The sequence below is a fragment of the Actinomadura mexicana genome, from assembly GCF_900188105.1.
Taxonomy (GTDB): domain Bacteria; phylum Actinomycetota; class Actinomycetes; order Streptosporangiales; family Streptosporangiaceae; genus Spirillospora; species Spirillospora mexicana.
On sequence record NZ_FZNP01000001.1, the window covers coordinates 139753 to 152374 of the forward strand.

At 74.6% G+C, this 12622-nt stretch carries 8 protein-coding genes; 5 read left to right on the plus strand and 3 right to left on the minus strand.

Going from position 1 to position 12622, the window contains the following annotated elements:
* Window positions 1-37 precede the first annotated feature (37 nt).
* The 5 genes from CHC11_RS00615 to fdh all read left to right on the plus strand — a co-directional run bounded on the left by CHC11_RS00615 (window position 38) and on the right by fdh (window position 8282).
* Entirely contained in the window at window positions 38-562 is a 525-nt protein-coding gene (locus tag CHC11_RS00615; protein ID WP_179278620.1) for a MarR family winged helix-turn-helix transcriptional regulator, read from the plus strand.
* Window positions 563-825: 263 nt separating this feature from the next.
* Complete coding sequence (locus CHC11_RS00620; protein ID WP_089309573.1) at window positions 826-2241, plus strand: PP2C family protein-serine/threonine phosphatase; 1416 nt, start codon at window positions 826-828, stop codon at window positions 2239-2241.
* Window positions 2242-2321: 80 nt separating this feature from the next.
* Entirely contained in the window at window positions 2322-3059 is a 738-nt protein-coding gene (locus CHC11_RS00625) for an SCO6745 family protein (RefSeq protein WP_089309574.1), read from the plus strand.
* A 142-nt stretch (window positions 3060-3201) separates the two neighbouring features.
* The gene (locus CHC11_RS00630) at window positions 3202-4929 is read left to right on the plus strand and encodes a hypothetical protein (protein WP_218825883.1); all 1728 of its coding nucleotides are present in this window, start codon (window positions 3202-3204) and stop codon (window positions 4927-4929) included.
* A gap of 101 nt (window positions 4930-5030) precedes the next feature.
* Complete coding sequence (gene fdh / locus CHC11_RS00640) at window positions 5031-8282, plus strand: formate dehydrogenase (protein ID WP_245918638.1); 3252 nt, start codon at window positions 5031-5033, stop codon at window positions 8280-8282.
* 179 nt (window positions 8283-8461) lie between these two features.
* On the opposite strand, the gene selD is transcribed toward fdh, so the two are convergent.
* From selD to selA, 3 genes are read right to left on the minus strand one after another with little or no spacing between them, the layout of a single operon-like run.
* Complete coding sequence (gene selD, locus CHC11_RS00645; RefSeq protein WP_089309577.1) at window positions 8462-9463, minus strand: selenide, water dikinase SelD; 1002 nt, start codon at window positions 9461-9463, stop codon at window positions 8462-8464.
* A complete protein-coding gene (selB, locus tag CHC11_RS00650) occupies window positions 9460-11226 on the minus strand; it encodes a selenocysteine-specific translation elongation factor (RefSeq protein WP_089309578.1) in 1767 nt (588 codons plus the stop codon). The genes selD and selB overlap by 4 nt, the downstream gene beginning before the upstream one ends.
* Window positions 11223-12557 carry an L-seryl-tRNA(Sec) selenium transferase gene (selA, locus tag CHC11_RS00655; protein ID WP_089309579.1) on the minus strand — a complete coding sequence of 445 codons (1335 nt, stop codon included), beginning with the start codon at window positions 12555-12557 and terminating at the stop codon, window positions 11223-11225. The genes selB and selA overlap by 4 nt, the downstream gene beginning before the upstream one ends.
* Window positions 12558-12622: the final 65 nt, after the last annotated feature.

Consider the following 12622-nt stretch of genomic DNA (forward strand, 5'->3'; position numbering starts at 1 on the left):
GTGCCGCCGGCGGATACTCCGTGCGAAAGGCTGGGGTGTGAGTCAGCGACGACCGCGGCCGTCAGGCGAAGAGCAGGCGGGAGAAGGGCACGGCGCCGTCCCGGACGACGTCGCGGCCGCCGTGGAACGCGTGCTGAGCGCGACGGCGCTGCTCTGGAACCGCGCCGACCAGGGGCTGGAACCCGCCATCTCGCCGATCCAGCTGCGCGCCGTCGAGGTGATCGCCCGGTTCGGCCGGCTGAACCTCGGCGGGCTCGCCGAGGAGCTCGGCGCCATCCCCTCGTCCACGAGCCGGCTGTGCGACCGGCTGGAGGCGGCGGGGCTGATCGTGCGGGAGGCCGCCCGCGTCGACCGGCGCGAGATCGTGCTGCGGCTGACCGACCAGGGCGAGCGCCTGCACGCCGAGCTGGTCCGGCGGCGCCGCGCGGCGGTGCGGGACGTGCTGGCGCAGATGTCCCCGGCCTCCCGCGGACGGCTGCTCGACGCGCTCAGCGAGTTCGGCCAGGCGGGCGAGCGGCGCGAGCGCGGCGGGAGGGGGATGCTCGGGTCCCGGACGGCTTGACCGGCACCCCCGCGCCCCGGTGCGAACCCTTCGTCCGCACCTCGATATCAAGTATTTGCCATATGGCAATCTCTTTGGCAGTCTTCCCCTGCGGTCCTGCGTCCGAGACGGGGCGGACCCGATGACAGAGCCGCATTCCCGTGGTCGGACGGCCGGTCTAGGGGGGCACGGCCGTTCCCGCGGCCCGGTGCACCATGACCGGGCCGCAGCGGGGACGCGGCCGCGTCCGGCGCGTCGGCAGGCAGTGATGAGATGGGGTCGCGATGAGCACGCACGGCCGCCCGGGCAAGGATGGGCAGGGCCGCCCGGGCAAGGATGGGCACGGCCGCCCGGCCGGGGACGGGCAGGGCCGCCCCGCCGGGGATGAGCAGGGGCGCCCGGCCGGAGGGCCGGGCAGGCGCACGGCCAAGGTCGAGCGGGCGCTGCGCGCCGCACCGGCGTACGCGCTGCCCGAGGTGCTGGCCGCGACGCTGTCGCGCGAGTACCCCGTGGTCTCCGCCGCCCGGCTCCTGGTCTGCGACTACCACTCGCGCGCCCTGATGCCGGTCGGTCCGCTCCTGGCCACGCCCCACCCCGACGCCCTGGCCCTGGCGGTACCGGACGGCGACGTGCCGGCCGCCGAGGAGGTCACCGAGGCGATCAGGATCCGGCAGACCCCGGCCGGGCGGTCGTTCGTCACCGGCCGCGTCCTCGCCTCCCCCGAGGGGGACGGCGACGGGTCCGGGGAGACCCGCACCTATCTACCGGTGCGTGCGAGGGGCGAGCGGATCGGCGTCCTGGAGATCGGTGCGTCCGGTCCCTGGAGCGCCGACGAGGTGGGCGAGCTGGCCGAGATCGGCGAGCTGCTCGGCAGCGCGCTGAAGGTCGCGTGGAGCCGGACCGACCGGTACGAGCGGGCCAGGCGGCGGCACCGCCTCACCCTCGCCGCGGAGCTGCAGTGGCAGCTCCTGCCCGGCCACGCGCACGCGGACGACTCGTTCAGCCTCGCGGGGCACCTGGAGCCGGCCTACTCGATCGGCGGGGACAACTTCGACTGGTCCGTCGAGCACGACCATCTGGCGCTGACCGTCACCAACGGCTCGGGTACCGGCATCAACGCGGCGCTGCTGACGTCGCTGACCGTCGGCGCGCTGCGCAACGCCCGCCGGTCGGGCGCCGACCTCGGCGAGCAGGCGAGCCTGGCGAACGACATGGTGCACGTGCGCCACGGCGGCCGGGAGTTCACCGAGACGCTCGTCATGCGGATCGACCTCGCCGACGGGACCGTGCACGTCATCGACGCGGGGTCCCCGCGGATCCTGCTGCTGCGCGGCACCGAGGTGACGCCGGTCCCGCTGGAGCAGCAGCTGCCGCTCGGCATGTTCCCCGACACCGAGTACCGGCCCCAGCGGTTCACCCTCGACCCCGGCGACCGGCTGGTCATCGTCAGCGACGGCGTCTTCGCGGCGAAGGCCACGGCCGGCGAGTACGGGACGCTCCTGCTGGAGCAGGCCACCCGGCGCAGCCGGCTGCAGCCCGCGGCCGAGGTTCCGCTGACCGTGATCGACGAGCTCCTCGAGTTCCACGAGGGCACCGACCTCGCCGACGACGCCGTCGTGGTGTGCTTCGACTGGCACCACGCGTCCGGCGCCCCCTCGCCGGACGCCGGCAGGGCCGTGCCCAGCGAGTCCGCGATCTAGCCGGGAGCCGCCCGCGGAACCGCCCCGCCCGGGCAGTAACCTTCCGGTTACTTGGGCCCCGAGGAAACGGGAGAGCGTCGATGGGCGAGCTGAGCGCCGCGGAGACCGTACGCGCCGCCGACAAAGTCATTCACGGTGTCGGGTCGCGGTGGATGCTGTCGCGCAGGACGGCGGAGCACGGCAAGCGGCAGGGATACGGCAATCCGTTCGCGTACTACTTCGCCGGAAGGGGCGGGGTGCTCGGCGACGTCGACGCCGACGTGGTCTCGGCGGCGCTCGGCTGGTTCGAGCCGGGGTTCGTCCGCGCCCAGTGGGACGAGGGACTCGCGGTCGCCGGGGCGCGCGAGGCGACGCGGTGGTACACCCTCGGATGCGCGGCCTGGGGCGAGTCCCACCTGCCGGACGACCCGCGCCTGTGCGAGCTGGCCGAGCGCGTCGTGCGCACCGCCGGGGGGTCGGGGCTGCCGCTGTTCTGCGGCTGGCGCGCCGAACCGCTGCCGGACGACGCCCGGGCCCGGCTCATGCAGCTGGTGCAGGTGCTGCGGGAACTGCGCGGCGGGCTGCATCTCGTCGCGACGACGTCCGTCGGGCTCTCCCCGCTGGAGGCGATCCTGACGCAGGACGGGCCGGACACCGCGCGCTTCTTCGGCTGGCAGGGCGACCTCCCCGACTGCTCGGCGCTCCGGCCGCGCCGGGCGGAGGCGGAGGAGATCACCGACCGGCTCTCCGCCGCGGTCTACGAGCGGGCGCTGTCCCCGTCCGAGCGCGCCGAGTTCGCGGAGCGGACCGGCGCGGTCGGCGCGGCCGTCCTCCGCTGAGCGGTCGCACGCGGCTCCGGGGCCGGACTTGTCGCCGGCGGACAAGAGCCGGGCGGAGATTGCGCGCACGGAGGACTGTCGCGCGGGGCGCGACAGGTCCATTGTCGGACCGTGAACCGATCACGCCCGGAAGGAGCACGTGATGGGACGGTCCCCCCACCCCCTCGGCGCGTTCGCGGTCCTGGCCGCGTCGGCCGCGTCCCTGCTCGCCGTCACCGCGGCGGCCGGGCCGGTGAGCGCGCGCGAGGCCGGCCGGTCCGAGACGCCGGTCGCCTCCGGCTCGCCCGTCACCGACGTCACCGAGTCGGCGGTGCGGGTCAAGGTGCCGCTGCCGGCGTCGGCCGGCCCGCATCCGGCGGCCTGCGACTGGCTGTCCTACCTGCGGTTCCGGCACAAGGACGGGCCCGCGTCGTCGGCCGCCGCCGACCGGATCCTGGTCGCGCAGCCCGGCATCCTGGAGGGCGCGGGCGCGTTCGACAGCGTCGCCCGCAACACGGTCTCGGCCGCGGCCAGGAGCGGGAAGCACATCGAGTTCTGGGCGCTCGACCGGCGTTCCAACTGCCTGGAGGACGGCACCGGGATCCAGGCGGGGCTCAGGGCGAAGGACACCCGTCTCGCCGTCGACTACTACTACAGGCAGAAAGAGGTGGACGGCCGGAAGTTCGCCGGATACCAGACCAACGACCAGGTGGCGTGGCTCCAGAACGTCGGGCTTGAGCAGACCGTCCGCGACCAGTACGACCTGATGGTCAGGGAGCTTCCCGACCAGGCCGTGCGCAAGCGGAAGATGATGTGCGGGGGGCATTCGCTGGGGGGCGTCCTTACGGCGTTCTTCGCCACATGGGACTTCGACGGCGACCACTCCACCGCAGGCGACGCCGGGTACAACCAGTGCTCTGGCTACTTCGCGCTCGACACCCGTATCTCGACGCGACTGCCCTCCGGCGGCGAGTTCCCCGAGGACTGGGTCCCGCTCCTGCGGTTCGGCGCCGGCGCCGTCCAGGCCGGGCTGGAGACGGGCGTCGTCCCGCGCGCCCTGTCCGCCCCCGCCGTGATCAACACCGAGACGATGAACCTGCTCGCCATCGCGGGCCTGGCCGCGCGCCTCGACCCGGGCGGCCTCTCCGACCTCGCGACCTACGTCCCCCCGTCGTCCAACACCGACACCACCTACCGGATCCTGTTCTCCAAGGACTACCCGACGTTCCTCAAGGGCTCCCCGGCGGTGAAGGACTTCCGGTTCACCAACGCCGCCGCGCTCGGCGGGCTGCTGGACGACAACTCCCAGCCGCTCGCGTTCATGCAGGCCAGCCTCGGCTTCTGGGACGGCGGGAAGATCGTCGACAAGGAGTTCCCCGCGCCGAACGACCTGGAGGCGATCGGGCTCGGCGGCCTGTCCCGGCTGCTCGGGACGGAGAAGAAGGCGATGCCGGACGAGCCGAACGGCCCCCTGTACACGTGGCGGAACTTCGACCGCGTCGGCGCCCCGGACGACCCGGTGCACCGGTCCAAGGACGGCACCCCGTTCACGTCCGCGGGCGAGGAGGTCACCGACATCGCCGAACTGGCCCGCAGCCTGTCGGAGCACCCGCTCGACTTCACCGAGCACTACTTCCCGACGAAGATGGTCACCGACATCGCGCTGGCCGCCGCCCCCGGGATCGCCGACGACGCCGTCCACGAGGACGGCGTCACCGCGAACCCGACGCTCAACCTTGAGGCGGAGGGCGGCCTCGGCGGCGACCCGCGGCCCGGCGACGTCGTCGCGCCCGGCTACCAGCACATCGACGTCCTGACGGCGTCCGCCGTCCAGAACGGCGGACGGCCGGAGCCGGTCTCGGCGAACCTCGCCCTGTTCGCCGCCGGGTGACGCGTCCCCCTGACCCGCCGCCCGCCCCGCGGCACCCCTTGTTTCGCGGTGCGGGCGGCGGGTAGGTGGGCGGCGGGCCGATCAGAGAAGGGCGGTGTGACGTGGGCGTTCGGACATGGATCGAGTCGTGGCCCGTCTACCGCCAGTTCAGCGGCGAGGACCCCCTCGGGCGGGGCGCGGCGGCCAAGAGCGCCGGCACCGAGCGGATCAGGCCGCGGGTGAGCACCGCCGACCAGGTCGTGAAGTCCGTCTGCCCCTACTGCGCGGTCGGCTGCGGGCAGGACGTGTACGTCGAGGACGGCAGGGTCACCCAGATCGAGGGCGACCCCGACTCGCCGGTCAGCCGGGGGCGGCTGTGCCCGAAGGGCTCGGCGTCCCTCCAGCTGACGACCGGGGCGGCCCGCGAGCACCGGGTGCTGTACCGGCGCCCGCACGGCACCGGGTGGGAGTCGCTCGACCTCGACACGGCGATGGACATGATCGCCGACCGGGTGGTCGAGGCGCGCCGGCACGGCTGGCAGTGGGAGCAGGACGACCTGCGGGTGCGGCGGACGCTGGGCTTCGCGAGCCTCGGCGGCGCCACGCTCGACAACGAGGAGAACTACCTGATCAAGAAGCTGTTCACCGCGCTCGGCGCGGTGCAGATCGAGAACCAGGCCCGCGTTTGACACTCCTCCACCGTCCCCGGTCTGGGGACCTCGTTCGGACGCGGCGGCGCGACCACCTTCCAGCAGGACCTGCAGCACGCGGACTGCATCGTCGTGCAGGGCTCGAACATGGCCGAGTGCCATCCGGTCGGGTTCCAGTGGGTGATGGAGGCGAAGGCGCGCGGGGCGAAGCTGATCCACGTGGACCCGCGGTTCACGCGGACGAGCGCGCTCGCCGACGTGCACGTCCCGCTGCGCGCGGGGAGTGACATCGCGTTCCTCGGCGGGATCATCAACTACGTCCTGCGGAACGAGAAGTACTTCCGCGACTACGTCGTGCCCTACACCAACGCGTCGGTGATCCTCACCGACGAGTTCCGCGACACCGAGGACCTGGACGGCGTGTTCTCCGGCCTGGACGCGGACAGGCGCAGCTACGACCACAGGAGCTGGCAGTACGAGGGCATGGAGGTCCAGGCGGCCTCAGGCCGGCGCGACATGGAGTACGAGGACCGCGTCGGACCCGTCGAGGAGGCGGCACGCGGCGAGGCGCACGGTTCGGGCGGCGCGGCGATCGGCGTGGGCGACCCGGAGCGGGACCCGACACTGACGCACCCGCGGTGCGTGTTCCAGGTCCTCAAGCGGCACTACGCGCGGTACACGCCGGAGATGGTCGAGCGGATCTGCGGCGTCCCCCAGGACCAGTTCCTCCAGGTCTGCGAGATGGTCACGGAGAACTCCGGCCGCGACCGGACCACCGCGTTCGCGTACGCGGTGGGCTGGACGCAGCACACGGTCGGCGTCCAGTACATCCGCGCCGCGGCGGTGCTGCAGGGGCTGCTCGGCAACATCGGGCGTCCCGGCGGCGGCATCCTGGCGCTGCGCGGCCACGCGTCCATCCAGGGCTCGACGGACATTCCGACGCTGTTCAACCTGCTGCCCGGCTACATCCCGATGCCGCACGCCCACAGCAACGAGAACCTGGACGCGTTCATCCGGGCGGAGGCGGCGCGCAAGGGCTTCTGGGGCGACATGCGCTCCTACATGGTCAGCCTGCTGAAGGCGTACTGGGGCGACGCGGCGACGGCCGACAACGACTACCGCTTCGACTACCTGCCGCGGCTGACCGGATCGCACGGCACCTACGAGACCTGCATGGCGCAGATCGACGGGGTGTGCAAGGGCTACTTCCTGATGGGCGAGAACCCGGCCGTCGGGTCGGCCAACGCCAAGATCCAGCGGCTCGGGATGGCCAACCTCGACTGGCTCGTCGTCCGCGACTTCTCGCTGATCGAGTCGGCGACGTGGTGGAAGGACGGCCCGGAGATCGAGTCGGGCGAGATGCGCACCGAGGACATCGGCACCGAGGTGTTCTTCCTGCCCGCCGCCGCGCACACCGAGAAGGACGGCAGCTTCACCAACACCCAGCGCATGCTCCAGTGGCACCACAAGGCCGTGGAGCCCGCCGGGGACGCGCGCAGCGACCTGTGGTTCATGTACCACCTCGGCCGCATCGTCCGGGACAAGCTCGCCGGGTCCACCGACGAGATGGACCGTCCCGTCCTGGACCTGACGTGGGACTACCCGACGAGGGGCGACCTGGCCGAGCCGGACGCCGAGGCCGTGCTCGCCGAGATCAACGGCCGGGACGCCGACGGGAACCCGCTGTCGTCCTACACGCAGCTGAAGGACGACGGGTCCACCTCGTGCGGGTGCTGGATCTACTGCGGCTGCTACGCCGACGGCGTCAACCAGACCGCGCGCCGCAAGCCCGGCAAGGACCAGAACTGGGTGGCGCCCGAGTGGGGCTGGGCGTGGCCGATGAACCGCCGCATCCTCTACAACCGGGCGTCCGCCGATCCGGACGGCAACCCGTGGAGCGACCGCAAGGCGCTGGTCTGGTGGGACGCCGAAGAAGGCAGGTGGACGGGCCACGACGTGCCCGACTTCATCGCCGACCGTCCGCCGGACTACGAACCGCCGCGCGACGCGACGGGTCCGGACGCGCTCGCCGGCGACGACCCGTTCATCATGCAGGCCGACGGCAAGGCATGGCTGTACGTGCCGGCCGGCCTGACGGACGGGCCGCTGCCGACGCACTACGAGCCGCAGGACTCGCCGTTCCGGAACCCGCTCTACAAGCAGCAGCGCAACCCCGTCCGGCACCTGCCGCCGCCGCATCCCGACAACCGGTACGCGCCGAGCGGCGCGGACCCGGGCGCCGAGGTCTACCCGTACGTGGCGACGACGTACCGGCTCACCGAGCACCACACGGCGGGCGGCATGTCGCGCTGGCAGCCGTACCTGGCGGAGCTGCAACCGGAGTTCTTCTGCGAGGTCTCGCCGGAGCTGGCGGCCGAGCGGCGGCTGGAGCACGGCGGCTGGGCGACCATCGTCAGCCCGCGCGGCGTCGTGGAGGCGCGGGTCCTGGTGACCGAGCGGATGTCGCCGCTGACCGTGGACGGCCGCACGCTCCACCAGGTCGGGGTGCCCTATCACTGGGGCCCGAACGGCTACAGCCGCGGCGACGCGGCGAACGAGCTGCTGCACCTGTCCCTGGACCCGAACACGCACATCCAGGAGGCGAAGGCCCTGTCGGTCGACATCCGCCCGGGCCGCCGCCCGCGCGGCCCGGCCGCCGCCGCCCTGGTCCGCGACTACCAGCGGCGAGCCGGCATCACCGACCGGACCGGCACTGAAGTTTGACTGCATCCCCCTCCTCCTTCGGGCCCGGAGGGCCCTCCATCGTCGGGAAATGCGGGCGACGCGGCATCGCTCCGACTCGCCTTGCGGCTCGCTTCGCGATCAGGTTCTCGCAAGCTCGAACCTGCCTTCGGACGCGATCGCGACCAGTCAGGTTGTTGCGGGGTGCCTGAACCAGGGCTTCAGCGCACTACCAGTGGGTGATCGCGTGCGGGGATCAGTTCGCCGATGACGGGGGCGCCGGGGATCTCGCCGGCGAGCAGGAGGCCGCCGGAGGTCTGGGCGTCGGCGAGCAGCAGCCGGTCGTCCTCGCCGACGGCGCCGAAGTCGGTGTGCGGGGCCACCCAGTCGAGGTTGCGGCGCGTGCCGCCGCTGACGTACCCGTCCCGGAGGGACGCGCGGGCGCCGTCGAGGTAGGGGACGGCGGCGGCGTCGACCACCGCGGTCACGCCGGACGCGCGGGCCATCTTGTAGAGGTGGCCGAGCAGCCCGAAGCCGGTAACGTCGGTGGCGCAGGCGATCCCGGCGCCGAGCGCGGCGGCGGACGCGTCGCGGTTCAGCGCGGCCATGGTCGCGACGGCGTGCGCGAAGACCTCGCCCGTCGCCTTGTGCCGGTTGTTCAGGACGCCGAGGCCGAGGGGCTTGGTGAGGCTGAGGGGCGTGCCCGGCCTGCCGGTGTCGTTGCGCAGCAGGCGGGCGGGGTCGGCGACCCCGGTGACGGCCATGCCGTACTTGGGCTCGGGGTCGTCCACGCTGTGGCCGCCGCCGACGTGGCAGCCCGCCTCGGCGGCGACGTCGAGGCCGCCGCGCAGGACCTCGCGCGCCAGGTCGAACGGCAGCACGCCGCGGGGCCAGGCGAGCAGGTTCACCGCCACGAGGGGACGGCCGCCGATCGCGTAGACGTCGGACAGCGCGTTGGCGGCCGCGATGCGCCCCCAGTCGTACGGGTCGTCGACGACGGGCGTGAAGAAGTCGGCGGTGGCGACGACGGCGAGGCCGTCCTGGAGCCGGACCACGGCGGCGTCGTCGCCGGTCTCCAGGCCGACGAGCAGGTCGGCGTTGGGCGAGGCGGGGGCGGCGCCGAGGCCGGCGACGACCTCTTCGAGCTCGCCGGGCGGGATCTTGCAGGCGCAGCCGCCGCCGTGCGCGTACTCGGTCAGCCGTTTCGCGAGCGGTCCGGTCATGCCATCCTCTCGGTGCAGCGGCGGCGGAGGTCGTCGACCCGGACCGTGTAGCCCCGGTCGTCCAGGTACTCCAGGAGCGGGACGGCGACGCGGCGGGTGGTGCCGAGAGCGCGGCGCGCCTCGCTCAGCGTGAAGGGGCCGCCGAGCCGGGCGAGCAGCTCGGCGGCGCGGGCGTCGTCGCCGGGCAGCAGGACGACGCCGTCGGCCACCTTGAGGAGCGCCCCGGTCGCGGCGGCGACGGCGAGCATCTTCGGCGTGAGGCCGAGTTCGGCGAGCCGGTTCGCGTCCGGCGCCTGGAACGGGGCCGCGGCCAGGTCGCGGCGGACGGCCTCGACGGCCTCGCGCACGGGCGGCGGCAGTTCGGGGGCGGTCGTCCGGCCGTAGATCCTGCCGTCGCGGTGCCGCAGGCCCCCGGCGAGGGCGTCGACGAGGACGCGGTCGGGGAGGCCGAGGGCGCGGCGCGCGGCGTCGGCCGGGAGCCCGGGGTCGGTGGGGTGCGCCGCGGCGTGCTCCTCGACGGCCGCCGCCAGGCGCTCGCGCAGGTCCTTCCAGAGGGCGGGGTCGGCGAGCCACTCCCCCGCCACCGGCTCGAAGGGGACGGGGACTCCCATCGCCACCAGGTCCGACCGCCTGATCAGGCCCCGGCGGCGGACCTCCTCGGCGCCGTCCGGGCGGCCGGTCATGGCGGCGAGCACGCGGGCCCGCGCCGCCGCCGCGCCGCGCCGCGCGAACGGCTCGGGGCGGACGTCCAGGACCGTCACCCCCGCCGGGACGCGGTGCCGGCCCGGGTCGCGCAGCAGCGCGACGTCCCCGGCGCGCAGCGGCAGCGGGCGGCGCAGCGACAGCCGCGCCGTGTCGTCGCCCAGCGGGCGGACGTGGACCGGCACGGCCGCCGTCCCCGCGTGCAGCGTCAGCTCGCGCGGCAGGTCGGACGCCGTGTCGCCGCGCAGCCGGACGTCGACGACGTCCGCGGTGAGCCAGCGCCCGGGGGCGAGCAGGGCGTCGCCCCGGCCGACCTCCCCCGCGTCCCCGTGCAGGTTGACGGCGACGCGGGCGACGGCACCGACCTCCGTGCGGTCCTCCTTGAGGCTCTGGAGTCCGCGCACGCGCAGGAGGGCGTCGCCGACGGCGAGGCGGTCGCCGACGCTGATCGTCCCTGCGCCGAGCGTGCCGGTCACGACCGTGCCCCTGCCGCGGACGGTGAAGACCCGGTCGGTCCAGAGTCGGACGTCGGCGTCCCGGTCGGGTTCCGGGAGGGAGCCGGTGAGCCGCTCCAGGGCCGCGCGCAGCCCGTCGAGGCCCTCGCCCGTGGCGCCGCTGACCAGGACCGATTCGACATGGCCGAGCGTGGTCTGCGCGAGGTGGGCGAGCGCCTCCTCGCGGACCCGGTCCGCCGCCGCCGCGTCGGCGAGGTCGCGGCGCGTCACGACCAGGAGGCCGTGCCGGACGCCGAGGGCGTCCAGGACCGCGAGGTGCTCCTCGGACTGGCGCTGCCAGCCCTGGTCGGCGGCCACCACGAACATGACGGCCGGGACGGGCCCGACCCCGGCGAGCATCGTGGTGACGAGCCGCTCGTGCCCGGGGACGTCCACGAAGGCGATCCGGTCGCCGTTCGGCAGGGTCGTCCAGGCGAAGCCCAGCTCGATGGTGAGGCCGCGCCGGCGCTCCTCCTCCAGCCGGTCGGGTTCCATCCCGGTGAGGGCGCGGACGAGCGTGGACTTGCCGTGGTCGACGTGACCGGCGGTCGCGACGACGTGCGTCATCGCGCCTCCGCCCGGTCGGCCTGGACCCGGACGGCCTCGGCGAGGACGCCGTCCAGTTCGGGTGGCACGGACCGCAGGTCGAGCAGGCACCGGCCGTCCTCGACCCGTCCCATCACGGCGGGCGTCCCCCGCCGCAGGCGCGCCGCGTACGGCTCGGGCACCGAGACCGCCGCGCTCGGCAGGACGACGCCCGGCGCCCCGCCCCCGCCGACCGCCGCCTCGCTCCCGACTGCCGCCGCGTCCACTCCCGCGTCCCGCAGCCGGGCGGCGAGCCGCTCGGCCCGTCCGCGCACCACGGCCGCGTCGGCGTGCAGCGCCTCGCCGGTCGGGGTGAGCGGCCCGCGGAGGGTGGCCTCCAGGGCGGCGAGCGTCAGCTTGTCGACCCGCAGGGCCCGCGCGAGGGGATGGCGGGCGAGGCGCCGCACCGGCTCGTCCTTACCGAGGAGGAGCCCGCACTGCGGCCCGCCGAGCAGCTTGTCGCCGCTCGCGGTGACCAGGTCCGCGCCCGCCCTGAGCATGGACGCGGCGTCGGGCTCGTCGGGCAGGAGCGGCTCGGGGGCGAGCAGGCCGGAGCCGATGTCGGCCACGACCGGCACTCCGAGCCCGGTCAGCTCCGCGACGCCGGCGCCCCGCGTGAAGCCCGTCATGCGGAAGTTGGAGGGGTGCACCTTGAGGATGAACCCGGTCGCCTCGCCGACGGCCGCCGCGTAGTCGGCCGGCGCGGTCCGGTTCGTCGTGCCGACCTCGCGCAGCCGCGCGCCGGTGGCGGCGAGCAGTTCGGGGATCCGGAAACCGTCCCCGATCTCCACCATCTCGCCGCGGCTGATGACGATCTCCCGGCCGGGCGCGAGCACGGCGGCGGCCAGCACCAGCGCCGCCGCGCCGTTGTTGACCACGTGCGCGGCCTCCGCCTGGGGCACCCGCTCCCGCAGCGCCGCGAGGACCGAACGCCCGCGCCCGGCGCGCCGGCCGGTCGCCAGGTCGAGTTCGACGTCGGTGGCGCCGGAGGCCACGGCCACGGCCTCGCGGGCCGCCGCCGACAGCGGCGCGCGCCCGAGGCCCGTGTGCAGCAGGACGCCGGTCGCGTTGATCACCGGGCGGAGCCCGGCGGCGCTCGGCGGCAGCGACGCGACGGCGGCGTCGGCCACCGCCTCCGGTGCGATCTCCCCGTCGCGGGCCCGGCGCTGGGCCGCGGCGATCGCCGCCTTCACGACGCCGCGCCCGAGCCGTCCCGCCGCACCGGCGAGGCGGGGCTCGGCGAGCAGCACGTCCGTGCGGGCGATCCGCCGCCGATCGTCCTCCCCCGCGGCGGGCCCGGCTCCGCGATCCATCAGGCGACCTCCGGCATGCAGCGCTACCCCGCCAGCATCGCACGCCAACGGCGCCGTCGCGGAGG